Genomic DNA, 22539 nt, shown 5'->3' with positions numbered 1-22539 from the left:
CGAAGCGGGCTGGAGCTATTTGGTGCTGAACCAGTTTGTTGTGTGGTGCGATGTGGCAGACCGTGCGCGAGCCAAGCCCGATGGGGCCTATGAGGGCACTCTTTAGGCAGCCCACGAACGACGAGAGGACTACCCAAATTGCGTGTGACCGCGGGCGTATCGGAAGCTGCTTTCTTTGCTTACTTTCTTTGCAGCAGCAAAGAAAGTAAGTGCCGCCCCGCACAGGGGCAGTGCTAATAGACCACTAAGAAAACGGGATCCGGCGAAAAACCGGAGCCGACACGAATACGGGATCCGGCGAAAAACCGGAGCCGACACGAATACGGGATCCGGCGACAACAAAACAAAAAACCCCCGAACCCCACCGCCTCGCGGTAAAAGCAAACCATCACCCCACCGGCGACAACGCCCCCAACTTATCCGCCGTAGTCTTCTGCAACGTAATGATCCGGCTCATAGCCGCATGATTCGTGGTCGCTTCGTCGTACATCTTCGCGAGATCCGCCTTGAGCTGCGTCCTCGATCCGCCATCGAGATAGACCATGTGTCCGGAAGGATAAAACGTCGCCGAAAGATTCTGCCGCACCGTCTTGTCGATCAGCGGCATCTGCTGCAAGTCGATGATCGTCTGATAGAACGGCGTCACGAAGTCGTACATCCCGTTGGCGGCCAGCACCTTCAGATCGACGTTCAGCGCCATCACCGCGGCGAGGTCGCCCGCCGTGTAGAGAATGATGTTGCCCTTCGAATCCAGGCCCTTCTGTTCGCCCGTCGGGTCCGTATGCTTGAAGTCCCAGTTGAGGAACGCCTGATCGTTCAGGTCCGTGAACGACGACGTCGACGTGAACTTCAACTGCTCGTTCAGATAGCTGTTCCACATCGTCGTGTAGACGCCGCTCACCGCGGTCATCGTCGGATCGTTGCCGCCCGAATTCGGATCGATCTTGCCCGCGATGCCCGTCGATATCGCCGTCACGCGGCCATCGTAGGAGCCGAGCGATTCGCCCTTCGACTTCAAGAGCGTCGTAAGAAAAAGCGAATTCCCCCGGCTGTCGTAAGCCGCGATATCGAGACTCCACGCCAGCAACGTCGCGCGGTCGATGCCCGTGTATTCGGACAGCTTCTCGACCACTTCATCGTCCGTCTGCGGAAATTTGCGCAGCGCGTTCAGATAATCCGTGCGCGAGAACTCCGCGACTTCCTCCACGAACGTCAGCAAGTTGGTCGGCGTCGGATGCACGCCGAGTTTCTTGTGATACCACGCGTCGGCGGCGGCGGTCGGCAACGCGCCGACAGGATTGCCCGCCTGCGCGTAATCGAGAATCGACGATTGCAGCGTGACGCCGTTCAAATCGATGCCGTCCTCATGCAGCTTGTACGCGAGCACGCAACTGCGCGCCGTGCCGTACGACTCGCCGAACAGAAACTTCGGCGAATTCCAGCGATTGTTCTTCGTCAGATAACGCTTGATGAACTGCGCGATCGACCCCGCATCCTGATCGACGCCCCAGAAATCGCGATTCTTGTTCGGCGCGATCGCCGCCGAATAGCCCGTGCCGACCGGATTGATGAAGATGAGATCGCTGCGGTCGAGCAGGCTGTCCGGGTTGTCTTCCATCTGATACGGCGCGGGCGGCGTGAAGCCCGGCATCGCCGTCTTGATGCGGCGCGGCGCGAACGAGCCGAGCAACACGAACACCGACGACGACCCCGGCCCGCCGTTATAGAAGAAGGTCAGCGGACGCGCCTCTTCCTTCGCGCCGTCTTTCGTGAACGCGACGTAGAACATCTTCGCGCTCGGCTTCGAACTGCTCGGATCGACCGTGACGAGATGGCCGACCGTCGCCGTATAAGCGATCTTCGCGCCGCCGATCGTCACGCTGTGATGCGTGATCGCCGCGTTCTCGTCGGCCTCGGTCGCCGCGATGGCGTCGTCGGGACCGTTGCCGTACGCGACCGGATCGAAATACGGCTGATCCTTCTTCGCCGTCGTGGTCTTCTTCGGCGCTTTCTTCGCGGCGGCGGTCAAGGCCGGTTCTTCCGCGTTCGCAGGTTTGTCGCTCGCTGCCAGTGGATCGGAGTTCATCGTGATCGCTCCAGAATCGTCGTCGTGGTTGTTGTTCACTGTCTTACGCCTTGCTCAAAGACTTCGCGGGTTTCAACGCGGCCGCGATCTTCGCGCCGTCGGGACTGCCCATGCCGGTGCACGCGTCCCAGCCGGCCGCCGCGGAAAAACTTCCGTTGTTGCCTTCCGTGATGTCGCGAAACGCCGTCTTCGCCGTGTAGAGCTTCGGATTGACGAAGCCCGATGGCGAACCGTTGATCGCGTTGATGCGCGCGATCAGCGCAGCCCACAACGGCGCGACCGCGCTCGTGCCGCCGACGACCGTATCCTCGCCGTCGATCAGCACCTCATAGCCGGTCAGCGGCGATGCGTCGCCCGCAACGTCCGGCACGCCGCGCTTCGCGAGCACCGTCTGCTTGCCGTTACGCATCACCGACAAACCCTTCTGCCACGCCGGCAGCGCGAACACGCCGGACACGCCGCCGCCGCCCGAGCCGCCCTGATCGCCGTCGTTCCAGACGACTTCCTTCGCGATGCCCGTCGCCGACGCCTTCAGGCTCGTGCCGCCGCAGCCGAGCACATACGGGCTCGACGCCGGAAAGTCGACGTGATCCGCGCCGTCGCCCGCGCCGTCGGACGAGCCGCTGTCGCCCGATGCCGCGCACACCGTCACGCCGAGCGCGGCCGCGCTTTGCAGCACGTCGTTGAACGCGCCGATCGATTGCGACGACCAGTTCGCCTCCGGCCCGCCCCAACTGATGGAGATGACCGAAGGCTTGTTGGTGGAATCGTGCAGCGCGCGATTGACGGCATCGACGAAACCGGCGTCGCTGTTCGGCGCGAAGTACACGGCGATGCGCGCGCCCGGCGCCACCGCGCCCGCGACCTCGATATCGAGCGTCACCTCGCCGTCCGGGCCGTTCGGATTGCCCGTGGGCGCGTTCTTGCCGCCATCGACGCCGACCGACACGACTTGCGGCGACTTCACGCCGAGCTTCGAGAAGTACGCGGAAAGATCGGCATCGCGATAGCCGCCGCCCAGCTCGATGATGGCGATGCATTGGCCCGCGCCGTCGCCATCGGGGAAATCGTAGAGACGCGCGAGATCGACCGGCGTGAACGACGCGCTCGCCGCGCCGCGCGCCGGCTTGAACGGCGGACGGAAACGAAAGTGCGGACGCGCCTGCGGCTTGCTGTCGAGGCCGAGCACGGCGGTGACGGCGTCGTGCACTTCGTCGGGCACCTTCACCGGCCCCGAGCGTCCGCGATATTCGCCGATGTTGTGATGTTGAAAGCGTTCGAGCTTGACGTCGAAAGCCTTCTGGAATTGTTCGATGGTCCCTTTCAGCACGACGCTGCGCGTTTCGGTTTCCGCGCGCACGACCGTCAGGCCGTACTGCTGCGCGAACGCCTTCACTTTGGCGATGTCGTCGTCCGAGGCGGTGAAACGTTTGTCGAATTCCTCGCGCGATACGGCTTGCGCGGGCGCTTCGCCGGAATCGATGCGCGCCATCATCTGCTTGAAGCCCGCCTCGTCCTTGCGCCGCAGCATCACGATGACTTCGATCTGTTCGGACGGATCGCAGTCGCCGATGCATTGCGCGCCTTCGGGATGAATCTTGTCGCTGCCGCTGACCGGTTGCTTCGTCATGGTATCGATGCTCCTCGTTGGCCATGAAAATCAAAGTTTCTCGATCCTGCCGCTGCCCGCGCTTATCGTCTTATTTTCCGGGCGCGAATGCAATTGCTCGGACCGTTGACGAGAGCATGCAGTTCCAGCGAGACAAAAGCTGTCCCGGTCTTCAACGTTTCGTCTCGATGTGCGGCTCGGCGGGGAGCGCGATGCCGAGGCGCTCCATCAGGCGTCGCGCGTCGAACGGGGCGCGCACTTTCTGATCGTTGTCGAAGTAGCAGAAGACGTCGCGGCCCGCGCGCGGCCGTGCTTTCGCCGATGAAATCAGCCGCGCGTCGGCGATCTGTCCGCCCGACGCCCAGCATTCGATGCGGCGCGCCCATTCGTCGAGCGCCTCGTCCTTATAACTGCCGCCATAAAGCGTTTCGCTGCCGTGAAGCCGCAAATAAGTGAAGTCGGACGTGAGATCTTCGGCATAGGGCCAGCCGGCCACCGAATCCGACACGACCAGCGCCGCGCCGTGTTTGCGCAGCAGCCGCACGAATTCATCGGTGCAGAAACTCGGATGACGGATCTCGATCGCGTGCCGCAGCGCGCGCTTTCTTCCGGGCTCGAACCACGGGTCTTTCACGCGCGTGTCGTGGCCCTGGGCGAGCCGCGCGGCGGCGACCGTATCCTTCGGCAGCAATTCGAGAAAGCGTTCGAAGGCTTCGGGACGGAAGGAAAAGTTCGGCGGAAACTGCCAGAGGAACGGACCGAGCTTGTCGCCGAGCGCGAGCACGCCGGACGCGAAGAAGTTCGAGATCGCCGGAATCGCCGTTTCGTCGCGAAAACGCAGCATGTGCGTCAGATAGCGCGGCCCCTTCACGCTGAAGACGAAGCCATCGGGCGTCGCGTCGCGCCACGCGCGATAGCTCGTCACGCTTTGCAGCGAATAATGCGATCCGTTGATCTCGACCGTCTGGACCGCGCGCGACGCGAAATCGAGCTCGCGGGCCTGCGCGAGCTTTTTCGGATAGAACACGCCGCGCCAGCCGGCATAGCGCCAGCCCGAAATACCGATGCGGATGCGCCCGGTCATCGCGCGCCTAGTGCGGACGGCCTTCGTCGTATTCCGCCCGCGCGCCCTGCGGCAGCCACGGCTCGCGATGCTTGCACCAGAGCTCGTAAGTCGGCTCGAAGACGCCGGTTTCGTCGAATGCGCCGATGGGCAGATCGACTTCGTCGCGCGTCGTGAATTCCATGTACGCGACCGAGCCGCACGCCGGGCAGAAGTGCCGCCGGCCATCGTCGGAACTCTTCCACGTCGAAAGGCTGCCGCTCATCATCACGTTGCCGCGCGCGTAAATCGCATAAGCTCCGAAGGCGGAGCCATGCACTTGCCGGCACGTCGTGCAGTGGCAGATGCAGACGCGAATGGGCTTGCCCGTCGCGCGAAAGCGGAACGCGCCGCACGCGCATCCGCCTTCATGAACCGTAGCCGCCCGCGTTTCGTCCTTTTCAACGCTCATCGATCTCTCCCGTAAATACGATGGTTTGTTACGATAACCCTTCACGATCGGAGATGGCACTCATGAGCACACCAAGCACGACCGGCACCACGTATACCGCGAGTACCTTGTCCCTGCTGAAGCTGCTTCCCGGCGCCGGATCGGAGTTCGGTCCGGCCGCATCCGACCTCGTCGCCCACGTGCTGTCGCATGATCGCTTCGATGCGGTCGCGAATGCGAACGCGCCGCGCGAAACGTTCCGCGGCGTCACCGTCGACGACGTCATGAACGACGAGTACGTGTTCCCGCTCGGCCGCACCGGCCAGTCGATCGTGCTGACGGGCTATCGCATCGCGGCGGGTTTCATCGCCGAACGCGCGGCCGACGAATGGCTCGAACTCGCGCACAAGGAACGCGTTGCAAAAGGCTTGCCCGCCGAGCCGCAAGGCAGCGAGCCGCATCTCGCGCCCGATCCCGCCGAAGCCGATCAGCTGCTCGACCGCGCCTACGAGTGCGCCCAGCGCATTCTCGATCCGGTCGCGGGCGAGCCGGTTCTTTCGCTCTTCGAGACGCACTATCGCGGCGGACGGGAGTTTTTGCGTCTGAGCTGGGAAGGTTTGCCGGAGGATCTCGTGCCGGAATCGCGCCGTCCGCTCGCGGCGCTCGCCGCCGCGCAAAACGGCGAGCGCCGAGAAAAGCGCGATTACGATCCGTACGGTCTCGACGGCGTCGACGATTACGACGTCGACAGGCCGCTCGCGTATCGCGAGAAGATCGGGCCGTTTCTCTTCACGATGACCTATCGCCACGAATACCCGCAGGTCGACGACGAGCGGCTCGGCACCGCGTTCGCCGTCTTCCACGAGGCGGGCAGCGATATCGTCGCGGCGGCGGTGCGGCTGAAACTCGTCAAGGTGCCGCCGCTCACGAGCAGCGCCGATCTCGTCTACACGCTCGACACTTACTCGGGCGAAATGCTCTCGCTCGCGCTCGCATCGACGGAAGCGCTCGGTCCGGAGAAGCTGTGCGAGGTCTACAACGCGCATCGCGTGATTTACATCAGCCTGTGGGAAGTGAGAAAGCCGTGGCGCGGCGAGGGCCTCGGCGTCGCGCTGCTGCATCAGGCGCTGGAACGCCTTCCCGTCGATGTCGATGGCCGGCCGAACGCGCTGTGCGTCGCGCCCGAGCCGTATCAGACCGACATGCGGCACTTCGAGAAGCTGCCCGGCGTGCTGCGCGAGGAACTGAAGACGCCGGCGAAGCGCCTCGCCGCGCATCTGACCAACTGGCTCGAACGCTCGAAGCTGCCGATCGCCACGCACTTCTTCGTGCCGATGGCCAAGCATGCGGGCATCGGCTCCGCGGGCGAGAACGCGCGGCTCATCGACCGGATCATGGAGAGCGAGGCCTGACGCGATGCTCGTCATCGTCGACATGCAGGCGCGGCTCCTGCCGCATCTGGATGGCGCGCAACGTCTGACGGAGCGCGCCGGCACGCTCTTGCGCGCGGCGAACCTGCTCGACGTGCCGGTGCTTTTTACGGAGCAGAATCCGCGCGGGCTCGGCGGGACGGTCGAAAGCCTGCCCGTCGATCTCCGGTCGGCGAAAGTCGTCGAAAAGCACACATTCGATGCGACGCTCGAACCCGCGTTCGTCGATGCGCTGCCGCCCGCGCCCGCGACGCTGTGGGTCGCCGGCGCGGAGGCGCATGTGTGCGTGCTGCTGACGGTGCTCGGAGTGTTGCGGCTCGGCTATCGCGTGGAATTCGTGGCGGACGCGGTCGCGTCGCGGCGAGCCGCGGATCGCGCCGTCGCGATCGAACGGGCGCGGCAGGACGGCGCGCGGCTCACGACGGTCGAAACGACGATCTTCGGATGGATGGGCAGTTGCCGGCATCCGCGCTTTCGGGACGTGCTTGCGCTTATCAAGTGACGTGGGTTTCGAACCAGACCGTTAGTTTTACGCGCGCATGCAGCATTTACCCGCGCGGCCCGCTCATAAGCCAGCCAGCGTCCGTCCCGAGCGCATGGCACCCCACTTGCTGTAGTCTGCGATTGCGGCTCGACGAACGTTCGGTTCCCTTACAGTTGCCGAACGATCGCGAACCGCGCCTCTTGCGCCGCCCCGAGGACTCGAGCATCGGCGCTCCGCCCGATCCGTCGCAATCGGCTGCGAGCGAATCCCCGTGAAGACTTGAGCCCGTCGACGCCCTTCCGAACGAGCGAGGAGCAACCGATCGCCATGTCCCCAGCCGATACCCATCCTCACGACGACGCCAGCGACGCGGCGCAAAAGCCGTCGCGCCGTCGTTTCCTGCAATCCGCCGCCGCGGCCGCAGCAGTGACCGCCGCGCCGCACGCGCACGCGCAGCAACCGGCCGCGACGCCTGCCTTGGCGCCGCCGCCCGCCGCCACGCCGATGTTGCCCGTGAAGCTCACCATCAACGGCCATCCGTATGAACTGCAGGTCGAGGCGCGCACGACGCTCCTCGACGCGCTGCGCGAATACGCCAACCTCACCGGCACGAAGAAAGGCTGCGACCGCGGCCAGTGCGGCGCGTGTACGGTGATCGTGTCGGGCCGGCGCATCAACTCGTGCCTGACGCTCGCGGTGATGCACGACGGCGAATCCGTCACGACCGTCGAAGGCCTCGCGCCCGACGGCGACACGCTCGCGCCGATCCAGCGCGCGTTCATCGAGAAGGACGCCTTTCAGTGCGGCTACTGCACGCCGGGGCAATTGTGCTCGGCGACGGCGCTCATCGCCGAATATCGCAACGGCGACGCGAGCGCGGTCACGGCCGACGTGCGCTTTCGCCCCGCGCAACTCTCCGACGACGAAATTCGCGAGCGCATGAGCGGCAACATCTGTCGATGCGGCGCGTATCCGAACATCGTCGCGGCGGTAAAAGCCGTCGCGTCGGGCAACGCGTAAGGAGACGCACATGGACGCGATCTCCTATCAGCGCGCGCCGGATATTGGCGCGGCGCTCGCGGCCGCGAGCCAGCCGGGCACGATGTTCATCGGCGGCGGCACGAATCTGCTCGACCTGATGAAAGGCGGCGTCATGCGGCCGATGAGGCTCGTCGACATCACGCACATCGACGGCCTGAATGGCATCACCGCCCTGCCCGATGGCGGTCTGCGCCTGGGCGCGCTCGTGCGCAACAGCGACGCCGCCAATCATGCGTGGGTGCGCGAACGCTATCCGCTTCTGTCGCAGGCGCTGCTCGCGGGCGCATCGGCGCAACTGCGCAACATGGCGACCGTCGGGGGCAATCTGATGCAGCGCACGCGTTGCGCGTACTTCTACGACACCGGCTTTCCTCAATGCAACAAGCGCTCGCCGGGCAGCGGCTGCGCGGCCATCGACGGCAACAATCGCATGCACGCGATTCTCGGCGCGAGCCGTCAGTGCATCGCGACGAATCCGTCCGACATGAGCGTCGCGCTCGCGGCGCTCGATGCCGTCGTGCGCGTCGCGGGCCCGAACGGCGAGCGGACGATTCCGTTCGCGGAGTTTCATCGGCTGCCGGGCGACAGGCCCGAGCTCGACACGACCTTGCACGCAGGCGAGCTCATCACGTCGGTCGATCTGCCGCCGCCGCTCTTCGCCGCGCACTCGAAGTATCTGAAAGTGCGCGATCGCGCGAGTTATGCGTTCGCGCTGGTGTCGGTCGCGGCCGCGTTGCAGATGGACGGCAACACGGTGAAGAGCGCGCGCATCGCGCTCGGCGGCGTCGCCCACAAGCCGTGGCGCGCGAACGCGACCGAACGCGCGCTCGTCGGCCAATCGCTCGATAAAGCCACGCTGCAGAACGCCGCCGCGCTCGCCGTACAGGGCGCCCAGCCGCAGCGCGACAACGCGTTCAAGATCGTGCTCGCGCAGCGCGCGATCGTGCGCGCGGTTCAACAGGCCGGAGGTGTCGCATGACTGTCATCGGAAAACCGCTCGATCGCACCGACGGCGTGCTGAAAGTCACCGGCCAGGCGCGCTATTCCGCCGACAACACCGACGCCAAGCTCGCGCACGCGGTCATCGTCACGAGCTCGGTCGCGCACGGCCGTATCGCGTCGATCGACACGAGCCGCGCGCAATCGATGCCCGGCGTGCTTCTTGTGATGACGTATCGGAACGCGATGCGCCTGCCGAACAACGGCGTCCCTGACGCGCAGCCGCCCGCCGTGCGCAAGCTGACGCTCTTGCAGACCAACGAGGTGCGCTACAGCAACGAGCCGGTCGCGGTCGTCGTCGCGGACTCGCTGGAGCACGCGCAAGGCGCGGCGCGTTACGTCGACGTGCGCTACGAAGCCGCGATGCCCAACGCGGATTTCACGCGCGCGAAGGCCTCGGCGTATCAGCCGGAAAAGATGATGGGCCGCGCGATCACGACGAAACGCGGCGACGTCGACGCAGGTTTGAAACAAGGCCCGACGCGCCTCGACGCCGTCTACACGACGCCGTACGAACATCACAATCCGATGGAGCCGCACGCGACCGTCGCGCGCTGGGACGGCCCGAATCTCACGCTCTACGACGCGACGCAAGGCGTGTCCGGCGCGAAAAGCGCGGTCGCGAAGTTCTTCGGTATCTCCGATGAGAACGTGCGCGTGATCTGCCCGTTCGTCGGCGGCGGCTTCGGCTGCAAGGGGTCGGTGTGGTCGCACGTCGTGCTGGCGGCGATGGCGTCGAAGCAGACCGGCCGCCCCGTCAAGCTCGTGCTCGAACGGCCGCAGATGTTCGGCATGGTCGGCAACCGGCCATTCACCGAGCAGCGCTTTCAGGTGAGCGCGCGCGACGACGGCATCATGACCGGCATGCGTCACGACGTCGTTTCGACGACATCGACGTTCGAGGACTGGACCGAAAGCTCCGCGATCGTCACGCGCATGCTGTACGCGGTGCCGAACCAGTCGACGTCGCACAAGCTGGTCAAGCTCGACATCGGCACGCCGACCTTCATGCGCGCGCCCGGCGAGACGAGCGGCTCGTTCGCGCTCGAATCGGCGATGGACGAAATGGCGTATCGACTGAACATGGATCCGCTCGCGTTTCGCATCAAGAATCACGCGAACATGGAGCCGCAGGAGAAGAAGCCGTGGTCGGAGAAGGCGCTGCTCGAATGCTATCGGCGCGGCGCGGATACCTTCGGCTGGTCCAAGCGCAACCACGCGCCGAAGTCGATGCGCGAAGGCAATACGCTCATCGGCTGGGGCGTGGCGACGGCGACGTATCCGGCGAATCGCAGCGAGGCGTCGGCAGTGGCGCGCATCCTGCCCGACGGCACCGCGATGGTCGCCTCCGGCACGCAGGATCTCGGCACCGGCACGTACACGATCATGACGCAGGTCGCCGCCGACGCGCTCGGCTTTCCGCTCGATTACGTGCGCTTCGCGCTCGGCGATTCGTCCTTGCCGAAGGCGCCGGTCTCGGGCGGCTCGCAATCGGCGGCGAGCGTGTCGCCGGCGGTGCGGGCGGCGTCGATGGAGGCGCGCGATCAACTCATCGCGATGGCGCTCGCGGATCGCGGATCGCCCGTCGCCGGTCTCGCGCGCGAGGACGTGACCGTGTCCAACGGCTGGGTCGTGAGCCTGTCGAATCCTGACAAGCGCGATCCCGCGGCGGCGATCATCGCGCGCAACGGCGGCAAGCCGATCGAGGCGATCGCCACGACCCGGCCCGGCGACGAGAAAAAGCAGTATTCGTTTCACTCGTTCGGCGCGGTGTTCGCGGAAGTCCATGTCGATGCGGACCTCGGGATCATCCGCGTGCCGCGCATCGTCGGCGTGTACGACGTCGGCACGCTCTTCAACGAAAAGACCGCGCATAGCCAGTTGATGGGCGGCATCGTGTGGGGCGTCGGCTCGGCGCTGCTGGAAAAGAGCGAGATGGATTCGCGCTACGGGCGCTATACGAACGCGAATCTCGCGGAATATCACGTCCCGGTGAACGCGGATATCGGCATGCTGGATATCGCGTTCGTCGGCGAGCCGGACCCGCATATCAATCCGCACGGCGCGCGGGGCATCGGCGAGATCGGCATTACGGGCGTGGCAGGCGCGCTCGGCAACGCGGTGTATCACGCGACGGGGGTGCGTGTGCGCGATCTGCCGATTACGCTCGACAAAATCCTGCCGCCGACGATGGCGTGAAGTGAAACGACGCACCCGGCGGTCCGCCCGGCCGCCGTGTGTTTTTTTATGCTTGCGACGCCGTTCGATGCGCCGCACAATCGCGATTCATCCCCACACGAGCACCCGCGATGACCTATTCGTCGAACGCGACCGGCATTCTGCTGGCGGCGGGTCTCGGCACCCGTTTCGACCCGTCCGGACTCCACAACAAGCTGCTCGCCACCCTGCCCGACGGAACGCCCATCGTGTTCCAGTCGGCGCGCAGGCTGCTCGCCGTGTGCGCCGAAGTGATCGCGGTCGTGCGTCCCGGCGCCGAAAAGCTCGCCGACGTGCTCAACGAAGCAGGCTGCAACGTCATCTTCAGCGTCGACGCCGAGCGCGGCATGGGCGCGACGCTCGCCGCGGCCGTGCGCGCGACGTCCGAAGCCGATGGCTGGCTCGTCGCGCTCGGCGACATGCCGTGGATCGAAGCGTCGTCGTATGAAGCGGTCGCGCGTGCGCTCGACGGCGGCGAAGCGCTCGTCGCGCCGTTCCATCGTGGCAAGCGCGGGCATCCGGTGGGCTTCGGCATCGCGCATCGCGAGATGCTCGCCACGCTCGACGGCGACGCGGGCGCACGCGCCATCTTCACGACGCACAAGCCGTTCATCGTCGAAGTGGACGATGCGAACGTGCTGCGCGACGTGGATTTGCCGAGCGACCTCGGGCAGACTTGAGCGCGACTTAAGCCGCGATCGCCGCCGTTTCCGCGGAATCTTCGGCGTCGGCGCCGATCGGCAGATAGCGCCGGCTGACGTCGAGCAGCGTCGCGCCGAATCCCTTCTTCGCCCGGAAATCCGTCCGCGCGCTCGTCACCACGCGCGGCGACGCACTCCACTCGATCCGTGCGCCGGTCGCGATCAGCGCTTCGACGAGCGCCACGTCCTCGCTCGTCTCCAGCGGCGCAAATCCGCCCGCCTTCACGTACGCGCTCGCCGACACGCCCATGTTCGCGCCGTGAATATGCCGATGCCCGTCCGCATCGGTATAAGTGCGCCCGAAGTGCTCGCGCACCGCGCCGATATGCGGCGACCAGTCGTGCACGCCGATCACGCCGCACACCGCGTCCGCGCAGCAGTCGAGCTGGCGCACGAGCCAGTCTGCGGCGACGGTCGTATCGGCATCGGTGAATGCGAGCCAGCGCGCGCCCAGCGCCAGCGCCCGCTGTGCGCCATGCGCGCGCGCGACGCCGACATTGCACGCCTCGATGCACGTCACTTCCGCGCCCAGCGCCCGCGCGATGGCGGCGGTGTCATCGCTGCAACTGTCGGCGACGACGATCACGCGCGCCGCTTCGCCAAGCAGTTGATGATGATCCGCCGCGCGACGTGCAGCCGCGACGCACGCGCCGATATGCGCGGCTTCGTTGTGAGCAGGAATGACGATGGCAAGCATTGGCGGCTCCGTGTGTGAGTTTTTTTCCGTTGGCAATCGGACGGCGCGATGGATGAATTTCAGCAATGGCCGTTCCCGTGAATGGCGGGCCGCTCCGCCGTATAAGGGCGCGATCGTCTCTAAATAGTTGCTGAAAAGCGGCGGGAATCGCTAGAATTACTGTATGGATATACAGTGCTTTTATGATTCCGTTCGCCGATGAAAAGCGTCACCATCGATCCGTCGTTCGCTGCCTGGCGTACCGAGGCGCGCAATCTCCTCATGGAAGACGCGCGCCCGGAAGACGTGGAATGGCTCGAAACCGATGCATCGGCAACGGTGTTCGGCTCCATCGTTGCGTCGCGCGGCCCGTCGGATCCGAATGCGAAGAAGCCGGTCAAGATCGCGCGCGAATTCCTCGCCATGCTCGAAACGGCGGCGTGCTTTCGCGCGCCCGACCGCTGGCGGTTTCTCTACAAGGCGCTGTGGCGCTGGACGCAGGGCGACCGCGCGATCGCCTCGCCGGAAGATCCGGACGGGCATCGGCTGCGGCGCATGATCGAATCGGTCGAGGCCGAAGAAAGCGAAATGCGCAGAGTGCTGCGTTTCCGGCATCGCGATTCGTCGCTCGGGCCGCCCGAGTTCATCAGCTGGTTCGAGCCGGTGCACGATGTGCTGGAGCACGCCGCGATGCACTTCGCCACGCGCATGGGCAGCGCCACGTGGATGATCGCCACGCCGCACGGCGCCGCGTTCTGGGACGGCGCGCTCCTGCGCGTGGACCGCACGAGCGAGCCGGAAGAAAAGCCGATGGATTTCGGCGACACCGCGATGAGCGGCGAAGCCATCAGCGGCGACGCCATCGAGGCGCTCTGGCTCGCGTATTACGAGAGCACGTTCGCGCCGGCGCAGGAAAACGCCGCCGAAATGGCGTCGCATATGCCGGTGCGCTACTGGAAAAGCCCGGAGAACGCGCGCACCGATCCCGCGCTGATCTCCCGCGCCGATCCCTATTCGCGGCGCGACCGTCATCCGCGTAATGTGCCGCCCGACATGGAAGTCGCCATCAACACGGATCTGGAGCCGATCAAGGGCACGATGCTGATCGAGCCGCCGTCGCTCGATGCATGCAGGCGCTGCGCGCTGTGGCGCAACGCGACGCAGGCGGTGCCGGGCGTCGGTCCCGGCGACGCCCGCGTGATGCTGGTCGGCGAGCAGCCGGGCGATCAGGAAGACCGCGAGGGCAAGCCGTTCGTCGGTCAGGCGGGCAAGCTGCTCGACGAAGCGCTCGCCGAGGCGCAGATCGCGCGCGAATCGCTCTATCTGACCAACGCGGTGAAGCATTTCAAATGGGAAGCGCAAGGCGAGGAGCGCGCGCATCTCGCGCCCGCGCAGCGCGAACGCGAAGCCTGCCGCTACTGGCTCGACGAAGAACTGAAGCGCATCGGGCCGAAAGTCGTCGTCGCGCTCGGGGCGACGGCGCTCAAGGCGCTCACGGGGCATCGCACGGCGTTGTCCGAGTATCTCGGCAAGACCATCGAGCATAAGGGGCACATCATCGTGCCGACGTATCACCCGTCGTATCTGATGCGCCTCGCCGACGACAAAGTGCGCGCGGAAGTCTTCGGGACGATCGTCGAGGCGCTCGTTTTCGCGCAGCAGATCGCCGACGGCACCGCGACCATCCGCACGCCGGTGAAGGACCCGACGCGCTGAGCGAGCCGCAGATGCAACAGGACGAAACAGGACGCAACAGGACGCAACAAGACGAAAGCGTCGTCAACGTTCCTGTAAGCCGCGCGTTATACCGGTGTCGCGCCGACTGGCGCTCACCGATGGTCCACATCACACCCAAATGGCCGCTCTCCCGCTCGAAGAACTCCGCCGTCAACAATCGCAGGGCTTGCACACACGCGCGCTCGTGCCGAAATCGGCCGGGCAACTGAAGACCGAACGCGAGCGCATCGTCGCGCGTCTGCAATTGCTGCTCAACGTGACCATCGCGGTGGCGCTCGCGGGCGTCGCGCTCATCGCGTGGCTGCCGTTCTCGCCTGTGCCGCACGCATTCCGCTTCGGCGTGCAGGAAGTGCTCGGCGTCGCGGTGTTCGCGTCGTGCCTGTTCATCCTGCACGAGCGCGCCGAACTGGAGCTCGGTCTTTACGACTACGAGCCCGTCGAGCAGACGACGCAAGGCGAATTGCGCGCGCTGCTGCATCGCGTGCCGGAAGGCGTGTCGTATCAGGAAGCGCTCGCCGCGGACAAGCGCACGTTCGTGACTGGCGAAGTCGACGGCATCCGCCGCCGCGCCGAAGCGTTCACGCCGAAGACGCTGCCCGCCGCCGACGGCAACACGGAAACCTGAGCGCCGCTCGACGCCGCATCCAAGCCGCCGCCTCGCCATCGCGAGGTGGCGGCTTTTTTACATCGACGCTGAAAACTTCGCGCCTTGACGAGCGCCGCCGCGCCTCCTTCAATACGTGACAGATGCCGCAATCGACGCTCAAACTGTCACGCTTCGGAACGCAATCTGTGTCCAACGCGGGCATTTTCAGGCGGAACCTGCCGCAAACACGCCGGGCATGGCGGGTGCTTGCCAAGCGCGCGGCCCCGCGAGTTGCGCCGAATCGAGCGAGGCCACGCCACTTGCAGGAGCCAAGATGCGAGCCAATCCCCTTTCCACGTTGAGCGACGACCTCACGACAACGCTCGTCCCCGACGCGCCGAGCGCCCCGCCCGCCGCCGCGCGTGACGGGAGCGACGATTACGACACGCTCGCCGCGTTCCACGGCATCGAGCGCGAGCGCCTGGTGCTGATCCATCCGGGCAGCCATCACGCCGCGCCCGCCTGGCCCGCCGAACGATATGCCGATGTCGCCGACCAGCTCGCCGCCGATGGCTGGCAGATCGCGATCGTCGGCGATTCGCCCGATCCCGAGCGCACCGCCGGCGTGCTCGGCGCGATGCAGACGGCCGCGCTCTTTCTCGCGGGCGCCGTCGCGCCGGCGACGCTGCCGCGCCTGATCGCCAATGCGCGGCTGCTCCTGTCCGACGACGCCGAAGCGTCCTCGCCCGTCGCCGCCGCCCGCGCGCTCGGCACGCCGCATATCGTGCTCGACGAACATCCGCGCGACACCGGCAGCGACGCGATCGCCGCACACGCCCGCGACGCGCTCTCGCACACTGGCGGCGCGCATCCGGGCGAGCCGTTCACGCTGCACATGCCGGCGGCGCACGAATCGGCATAGACGAAGAGCCACCTTTCGGGGGACATCATGAAATTCGACATGCAGACCAATCCCGTTCCGGATCCCGTCGCGGACCCGAACCGCGATCCGGAAGCCGATCCGCTCACGCCGCCTTCGCCCGGTCATCGGCCGGAGGAGCCGCAGCATCCCGACGCGCCGCCCGACAAGGATCCGATCCGGCGTCTCTGATCCGACGCTTCCCTACGGGAATTCCCGCCCTACATTCGCCGCCCATGCCTGCCGTAAAGCGGGCATGCGGCGGCGTGCGCCGTCGCAAACGACAACGCGAATACAACGCAAACAGGCGACGGGCGCAACATGAACAGAATGACGTTGAACAAGAAGCTCGGCTCGTTGATCGCCGTGCTGTGGATCGGCTTGATCGCGATCGGGATCATCGGGGCATGGCAAAACCGGACGTCGATGATCGACGACCGCAAGGAGCAGTTGAAGACGCTCGTCAACGAGGCGCACTCGATCACCGCGCACTACGCGGCGCTCGCCGCGAACAAGACGCTCACCGAAGACGAAGCGAAAAAGCGCGCGCTGGAAGTGGTCGGCGCGATCCGCTACGGCACGGACGGCTATCTCTCGATCAACGACTCGCATCCGAGGATGGTGATGCACCCGATCAAGTCCGCGATGAACGGGCAGGATCTGTCGAGTTATGCCGATCCGGCGGGCACTCGCCTGTTCGTCGATATCGTCAAGGCGGGCGATCAGCCCGGCGGCGGCTTCATCAGCTATCTGTGGCCGAAGCCCGGCAGCGACAAGCCAGTCGGCAAGCTCTCCTACTCGCAGCGCTTCGGGCAGTGGGACTGGTACATCGTCACCGGCATGTACATGGACGACGTGCAGAGCGCGTTCTGGGCAAGCGCGCTGCGCTGGCTCGCGATCACGGCCGTGCTCGGCGGCTTCGCGACGGCCGCGATGCTCATCGTTCTGCGCAGCATCAAACGCAATCTCGGCGGCGAGCTCGAACTGGCGGTCGACGCGGCGCATCGCATCGCGCGTGGCGATCTGACGAGCAGCGTCGACGTCCGTCCGAACGACACGACAAGTCTGTTGCACGCGCTCAGCGTGATGCAGAGCGGTCTCGTCGATACCGTGTCGCGGGTGCGCAGCGGCACGGACAACATCAACGTGGGCGCGTCGGAGATCGCGGCGGGCAACACCGATCTGTCGCAGCGCACCGAGGAACAGGCCGCGGCGCTCGTGCAGACCGCGTCGAGCATGGATCAGATGACCGCGAACGTGAAGAACAACGCGGAGAGCGCTGCGCAGGCGGCGCGTCTCGCGGAACAGGCGGCGGACGTGGCGACGCGCGGCAGCGGCGTGGTCGACGACGTCATCGACACGATGACGCGCATCACCGCGAGCTCGCAGCAGATCGGCGACATCATCGGCGTGATCGACGGCATCGCGTTCCAGACGAACATCCTCGCGCTGAATGCGGCGGTCGAAGCGGCGCGCGCGGGCGAACAGGGACGCGGCTTCGCGGTCGTGGCGGCCGAAGTGCGCAGTCTCGCGCAGCGCTCGGCGACGGCGGCGAAGGAAATCAAGGCGCTCATCGAAACGTCGACGCAGACGGTCGAGCAAGGCGCGTCGCTCGTGACGAACGCGGGCGCGACGATGACGGAAATCGTGCAATCGGTGCGCCGCGTGAACGAGATTCTCGACGAGATCAGCCACGCGTCGCGCGAGCAGAGCGCGGGCATCGAGCAGGTGAACCGCGCGGTCGTCGAGATGGATCAGGTGACGCAGCAGAACGCCGCGCTCGTCGAGGAAGCCGCCGCCGCCGCGCATTCGCTGAAGGATCAGGTCGATGTGCTGCGCGAGGCGATCGGAAGTTTCAGGCTGCCGGCGTGATTTCGGTCACGCCAGGAATCGTTCGACGAGGCGCGCCCAGTAAGCCGCGCCGACCGGCAGATTCTTGTCGTTGAAATCGTAGTGCGGGTTGTGGACCATGCAGCCGTCCTCGCCCGCACCGTTGCCGAGGCGCAGGAACGAGCCCGGCCGCTGCTGCAGCATGAACGCGAAGTCCTCGCTGCCCATCAGCAGATCGGCGTGCGCGACGACGTTCTCTGCGCCGACCAGTTCGCGCGCGACCTCCATAGCGAACTCCGTTTCCGCGTCCGAATTCACGACGACCGGATAGCCTTCCAGATACTTCACCGTCGCGCTCGCGCCGTAGCTCGCCGCCTGCGATTCCACCAGTTCCTTGATGCGGCGCCTGAGCAGTTCGCGCACTTGCGGGTCGAAGGAGCGCACGGACAGTTCGAGCGTCGCGCGATTCGGGATGACGTTGTTGACCGTTCCGGCGTGCATCGAGCCGACAGTGACGACGGCCGGCTGCGCCGGATCGACGTTGCGCGCGACGATCGTCTGCAGCGCCATGACGATGCTCGCCGTCACGACGACCGGATCGACCGACAGATGCGGCCGCGCCGCGTGCCCGCCGACGCCTTCGACCACGATCGACACCTGATCGCCCGCCGCCATGAACGGCCCCTTGCGGAACAGGAACGTGCCGGGCTGCGCGCCGGGATGGTTGTGCACGCCGAACACGGCGTCGCAATGAAAGCGCTCGAAAAGACCTTCCTCGATCATCTTCTGCGCGCCGCTCGGCACGCCGTGCTCTTCCGCCGGCTGAAAATACAGATGCACCGTGCCGTTGAAATTGCGCGTGCGCGCGAGATGGCGCGCCGCGCCGAGAAGCATCGTCGTGTGGCCGTCGTGGCCGCACGCGTGCATCTTGCCGTGCGTCTCGCTCGCCCAGGGCTTGCCGCTCTGCTCGATGATCGGCAGCGCGTCCATGTCCGCGCGCAGTCCGATGCTCTTCGTGCCGTCGCCCGCCTTCAACGTGCCGACGACGCCCGTCCCGCCGACGCCGCGCGTCACCGTCCAGCCCCACTCTTCGAGCCGCTCCGCGACGAGCGCCGCAGTGCGCGTCTCCTCATACGACAACTCCGGATGACGATGGATATCGTGGCGAATTTCGCGCAGCGAAGGCGCGTCGTCGGAGAGATCGGCGATGACGGTGAAGTGGTGGTCGGACGAGATCGTCATGGAGAAGCCCTTGCGGTTGATCGGAAAACGGCGCACATGATCCTCCACATGCGCCGCCCTTGCCAGTTCCGCGCGCGTTTTTTTCGCTGACCGTAAGCGAATCGTGAAATTTCGACCGCTTTTAGCGCAGAAACCGGTCGATCACGTCGGCGAGCGTGGCGAAAGCCGGCGCGATGTCGTCGTCCGGCACGCATGCATATCCGATCAGCAAGCCGGATTCCGCGTCCGGCCGATGCGCGTAATACCCCGACAGCGGCCGCACGACGATGTTCTGCGCGAGCGCGGCGGCGGCGAGCGCGCGATCATCGACGTGGCGCGGCAGTTTCAGCACGAGATGCAGCCCGGCATCGCCCCCGGCGATCGAAAGCGTGTCGCCGTAGCGCGCGGCGATGGTCGCGAGCATCGCGTCGCGGCGCTGGCCGTAGAGCGCGCGCATCCGCCGGATATGCGACGTGAAATGCCCCTGCTCGATGAATTCCGCGAGCACGGCCTGCTGCAGCAACTGCCCTTCGCGATACAGCTCGGCGCTCGCCATCGCGAAGCTCTCCGCGAGCGCTTCCGGCACGACCACATAACCGATGCGCAGCCCCGGAAACAGCGTCTTGCCGAAACTGCCGACGTAAATCACCTGCCCCGCCGTGTCCATGCCCTGCAGCGACGCGAGCGGCCGGCTGCCGTAGCGGAATTCGCTGTCGTAATCGTCCTCGATGATCCAGCAGCGGTGCTGGCGCGCATATTCGAGCAACATGCGGCGGCGCGCGAGGCTCATCACCATGCCGAGCGGATACTGATGCGACGGCGTGACGAGCATCAGCTTCGGCGGCGACGCGAGATCGGCGGATGTCGGCGCGATGCCTTCCGCGTCGACGGGAATCGCCTTCAGATCGAGCCCCGAAACCTGCAGAACGCTGCGCACGCCCCAGTAGCACGGATCCTCCGTCCAGATCGTGTCGCCCGGATCGGCGAGCAGGCGCGCGGCGAGATCGATGGATTGATGGATGCCCGTCGTCACGACGATCTGCTCCGGCGTGCAACGCACCGAGCGCGACGTGCGCAGATAGTGCGCGAGCGCGTGGCGCAGTCCCGCGTGGCCGCCGCCCGGCGCGTAGGTGAGCAGATCGGGCAGCGGCTTGCGCCAGTATTTCGCGTGCAGCCGGTTCCACACGCGCGACGGAAACCGCGATACGTCCGGCACGCCCGGCATGAACGCGCCGCCCTGACGCTTCGACACGCCCGCGCCCGAAATCAGCCGCGCGCCGCGCGTGGAGAGCGTCGATTGTGCATCGGATGGCGCGATCGCCGCGGGCGGCGCGTCGTCGAACACGATGTCGTCGGGCGTGCTGTCCGCGACGAAGGTGCCGCGCCCCGTCGCCGACGACACGTAGCCCTCGAGCGCGAGTTGCTCGTAGACCTGCGTCACCGTGTTGCGCCCGACGCCGAGCTCGGCGGCAAGCAAGCGCGACGACGGCACTTTCGCGCCCGCCGCGAGCTCGCGCGTGAGGATGGCCTGCTGTAGCAGCCGATGCAATTGCCGGTAGATCGGCTGGCCGTTCGTGCGATCGATGCGCTGCGCCAGCCAGTCGGACAGCACGCTTGCGCGCGTCGACATCGAATTGGCTCCTATAGATTTATTGAAATGGCTCTGAACTTGAGGGCCAAATCTTACTATAGTCGTCTCTATATTCAGTCGGCCGATGCGGCCACCAACGATCCAGGAGATTTCCGTGAGCACCAACCTCAAGAACGCCGATCTGCACGCCCGCAAGAACGCTGCGACGCCGCGCGGTGTCGGCGTGATGTGCGATTTCTACGCGGCGCGCGCCGAGAACGCGGAACTGTGGGATGTCGAGGGCCGCCGCTTCATCGACTTCGCGGCGGGCATCGCGGTGTGCAATACGGGGCATCGCCATCCGAAGATCGTCGAGGCGATTCGCGCGCAGCTCGACTGCTTCACGCACACGGCGTATCAGATCGTGCCGTACGAGTCGTATGTGTCGCTCGCCGAGAAGATCAGCGCCCGCGCGCCGGGCTCGCACGCGAAGAAGACGGCGTTTTTCACGACGGGCGCGGAGGCTGTCGAGAACGCGGTGAAGATCGCGCGCGCCGCGACGGGCAGGCCGGGCGTGATCGCGTTCACGGGCGGCTTTCACGGCCGCACGCTGATGGGCATGGCGCTCACGGGCAAGGTCGCGCCGTACAAGATCGGCTTCGGGCCGTTCCCGTCGGACGTGTTCCATGCGCCGTTCCCGAATTCGCTGCATGGCGTGTCCGTCGAGGATTCGCTGCGCGCGATCGAGCATATTTTCAAGGCGGATATCGAAGCGACGCGTGTTGCCGCGATCATCTTCGAGCCGGTGCAGGGCGAAGGCGGTTTCGTTCCGGCGCCGACGGAATTCGTGCGCGGCCTGCGCAAGATTTGCGATGACCACGGCATTCTGCTGATCGCCGATGAAGTGCAGACGGGCTTTGCGCGCACCGGCAAGCTGTTCGCGATGGAGCATCACGGCGTCGTGCCGGATCTGATGACGATCGCGAAGTCGCTGGCGGGCGGGATGCCGCTGTCGGGCGTCGTCGGGCGCGCGGAGATCATGGATGCGGCGGCGCCGGGCGGGCTCGGCGGCACGTATGCGGGCAATCCGCTGGCGGTGGCGGCGGCGCATGCGGTGCTCGACATCATCGACGATGAAGAGCTCTGCGAGCGCGCGGTTGTGCTCGGCGACAAGCTGAAGGCGAAACTCGAAGCGCTGAAGGGCGATGTGCCGCAGATCGCCGATGTGCGCGGGCCGGGGGGGATGATCGCGGTCGAGTTCTGCAAGCCCGGTTCGCATGATGCGGATGCTGCTTTTGCAAAGCTCGTGCAGACGCGGGCGCTGGAGCGCGGGTTGCTGCTGTTGGTTTGTGGCGTTTATTCGAACGTGGTTCGGTTCCTGTTTCCGCTCACCATTCAGGATGCGGTTTTTGATGAGGCGCTCGGTATTCTTGAAGATGTGTTGACGGAGACTGTTGGCGTTGCGGTTTGATTCGGTTTTTGGTTTTTGGTTTTTTGTTTTGCGTTGGTCGCCGGATCCCGTATTCGCGTCGGTCTATTAGCGTTGCCCCTGTGCGGGGCGGCACTCACTTTCTTTGCTGCTGCAAAGAAAGTAAGCAAAGAAAGCAGCTTTTCAGGCCCGCGGTCACACGCAATTTGGGTAGTCCTCTCGTCCCAGGCGGCACTCGCCTAAAGAGTGCCCTCATCACAATAACGGGGCTTGGCTCGCGCACGGTCCGCCGCCCGAAAACGCTGAGGACACTGGTTCAGCACGAAAGAGCTTCGGCACAGCGCTACGCGCTGCCGCCCGGTATGCAAGGGAAACCAACGTGCGGCAAGTGCAGCGAGATTGAGACGTTAGTAGCGAAGCACGCGCGGACCCGCTTGACCGGTCGGCCGCGAAGCGGGCTGGAGCTATTTGGTGCTGAACCAGTTTGTTGTGTGGTGCGATGTGGCAGACC

The 22539-nt window shown here is 65.7% G+C and carries 19 protein-coding genes; 12 read left to right on the top strand and 7 right to left on the bottom strand.

Going from position 1 to position 22539, the window contains the following annotated elements:
• Positions 1 to 388: 388 nt before the first annotated feature.
• The 4 genes from NCS67_RS14870 to NCS67_RS14855 all read right to left on the bottom strand — a co-directional run bounded on the left by NCS67_RS14870 (position 389) and on the right by NCS67_RS14855 (position 5209).
• Positions 389 to 2086 carry a S10 family peptidase gene (locus NCS67_RS14870; RefSeq protein ID WP_175979130.1) on the bottom strand — a complete coding sequence of 566 codons (1698 nt, stop codon included), beginning with the start codon at positions 2084 to 2086 and terminating at the stop codon, positions 389 to 391.
• 43 nt (positions 2087 to 2129) lie between these two features.
• Complete coding sequence (locus NCS67_RS14865) at positions 2130 to 3716, bottom strand: S53 family peptidase (protein WP_250435557.1); 1587 nt, start codon at positions 3714 to 3716, stop codon at positions 2130 to 2132.
• 151 nt (positions 3717 to 3867) lie between these two features.
• Positions 3868 to 4779: a DUF72 domain-containing protein gene (locus tag NCS67_RS14860; protein ID WP_175979128.1), complete on the bottom strand. Its 912-nt coding sequence runs from the start codon at positions 4777 to 4779 to the stop codon at positions 3868 to 3870.
• A gap of 7 nt (positions 4780 to 4786) precedes the next feature.
• A complete protein-coding gene (locus tag NCS67_RS14855; protein ID WP_008353807.1) occupies positions 4787 to 5209 on the bottom strand; it encodes a GFA family protein in 423 nt (140 codons plus the stop codon).
• A gap of 62 nt (positions 5210 to 5271) precedes the next feature.
• On the opposite strand from NCS67_RS14855, the gene NCS67_RS14850 reads away from it, so the two are divergent.
• The 6 genes from NCS67_RS14850 (at position 5272) to NCS67_RS14825 (ending at position 12039) form a co-directional block, all read left to right on the top strand.
• Positions 5272 to 6600, top strand: coding sequence for a hypothetical protein (locus NCS67_RS14850; RefSeq protein ID WP_008353808.1), 1329 nt, complete (start codon positions 5272 to 5274; stop codon positions 6598 to 6600).
• 4 nt (positions 6601 to 6604) lie between these two features.
• Positions 6605 to 7120, top strand: coding sequence for an isochorismatase family protein (locus NCS67_RS14845; RefSeq protein WP_008353809.1), 516 nt, complete (start codon positions 6605 to 6607; stop codon positions 7118 to 7120).
• Between the two features lie 309 nt (positions 7121 to 7429).
• A complete protein-coding gene (locus NCS67_RS14840) occupies positions 7430 to 8122 on the top strand; it encodes a (2Fe-2S)-binding protein (RefSeq protein WP_250435556.1) in 693 nt (230 codons plus the stop codon).
• Positions 8123 to 8132: 10 nt separating this feature from the next.
• On the top strand, positions 8133 to 9122 hold the full coding sequence (locus tag NCS67_RS14835) for an FAD binding domain-containing protein (protein WP_008353811.1): 990 nt from the start codon (positions 8133 to 8135) through the stop codon (positions 9120 to 9122).
• The gene (locus tag NCS67_RS14830) at positions 9119 to 11341 is read left to right on the top strand and encodes a xanthine dehydrogenase family protein molybdopterin-binding subunit (protein WP_250435555.1); all 2223 of its coding nucleotides are present in this window, start codon (positions 9119 to 9121) and stop codon (positions 11339 to 11341) included. Before NCS67_RS14835 ends, NCS67_RS14830 begins: the two co-directional genes overlap by 4 nt.
• Before the next feature lie 110 nt (positions 11342 to 11451).
• Positions 11452 to 12039 (top strand): nucleotidyltransferase family protein, encoded by a 588-nt coding sequence (locus NCS67_RS14825; protein WP_008353813.1) that lies wholly within the window; start codon positions 11452 to 11454, stop codon positions 12037 to 12039.
• Positions 12040 to 12046: 7 nt separating this feature from the next.
• Here NCS67_RS14825 and NCS67_RS14820 read toward each other — a convergent pair whose 3' ends face one another.
• Positions 12047 to 12757, bottom strand: a complete 711-nt coding sequence (locus tag NCS67_RS14820) for a glycosyltransferase family 2 protein (RefSeq protein ID WP_008353814.1) — start codon at positions 12755 to 12757, stop codon at positions 12047 to 12049.
• A gap of 198 nt (positions 12758 to 12955) precedes the next feature.
• On the opposite strand from NCS67_RS14820, the gene NCS67_RS14815 reads away from it, so the two are divergent.
• The 5 genes from NCS67_RS14815 to NCS67_RS14795 all read left to right on the top strand — a co-directional run bounded on the left by NCS67_RS14815 (position 12956) and on the right by NCS67_RS14795 (position 17850).
• A complete protein-coding gene (locus NCS67_RS14815) occupies positions 12956 to 14452 on the top strand; it encodes a UdgX family uracil-DNA binding protein (RefSeq protein ID WP_008353815.1) in 1497 nt (498 codons plus the stop codon).
• Positions 14453 to 14591: 139 nt separating this feature from the next.
• A complete protein-coding gene (locus NCS67_RS14810; protein ID WP_008353817.1) occupies positions 14592 to 15098 on the top strand; it encodes a hypothetical protein in 507 nt (168 codons plus the stop codon).
• 295 nt (positions 15099 to 15393) lie between these two features.
• Positions 15394 to 15981 (top strand): glycosyltransferase family 9 protein, encoded by a 588-nt coding sequence (locus NCS67_RS14805; RefSeq protein ID WP_008353823.1) that lies wholly within the window; start codon positions 15394 to 15396, stop codon positions 15979 to 15981.
• 27 nt (positions 15982 to 16008) lie between these two features.
• A complete protein-coding gene (locus tag NCS67_RS14800; protein WP_008353824.1) occupies positions 16009 to 16170 on the top strand; it encodes a hypothetical protein in 162 nt (53 codons plus the stop codon).
• Between the two features lie 138 nt (positions 16171 to 16308).
• Positions 16309 to 17850: a methyl-accepting chemotaxis protein gene (locus tag NCS67_RS14795; protein WP_034474397.1), complete on the top strand. Its 1542-nt coding sequence runs from the start codon at positions 16309 to 16311 to the stop codon at positions 17848 to 17850.
• A 6-nt stretch (positions 17851 to 17856) separates the two neighbouring features.
• Here NCS67_RS14795 and NCS67_RS14790 read toward each other — a convergent pair whose 3' ends face one another.
• Both NCS67_RS14790 and pdxR read right to left on the bottom strand, forming a co-directional pair.
• Positions 17857 to 19050: a M20 aminoacylase family protein gene (locus NCS67_RS14790; RefSeq protein WP_175979559.1), complete on the bottom strand. Its 1194-nt coding sequence runs from the start codon at positions 19048 to 19050 to the stop codon at positions 17857 to 17859.
• 121 nt (positions 19051 to 19171) lie between these two features.
• On the bottom strand, positions 19172 to 20659 hold the full coding sequence (pdxR, locus tag NCS67_RS14785; protein WP_175979121.1) for a MocR-like pyridoxine biosynthesis transcription factor PdxR: 1488 nt from the start codon (positions 20657 to 20659) through the stop codon (positions 19172 to 19174).
• A 115-nt stretch (positions 20660 to 20774) separates the two neighbouring features.
• On the opposite strand from pdxR, the gene gabT reads away from it, so the two are divergent.
• The gene (gene gabT, locus NCS67_RS14780; protein WP_350029135.1) at positions 20775 to 22070 is read left to right on the top strand and encodes a 4-aminobutyrate--2-oxoglutarate transaminase; all 1296 of its coding nucleotides are present in this window, start codon (positions 20775 to 20777) and stop codon (positions 22068 to 22070) included.
• Positions 22071 to 22539 lie beyond the last annotated feature (469 nt).

This window comes from Caballeronia sp. ATUFL_F2_KS9A (genome assembly GCF_023630765.1).
In the GTDB taxonomy this organism is placed as follows: domain Bacteria; phylum Pseudomonadota; class Gammaproteobacteria; order Burkholderiales; family Burkholderiaceae; genus Caballeronia; species Caballeronia zhejiangensis.
This window is presented reverse-complemented; position numbering and strand designations above follow the sequence as displayed.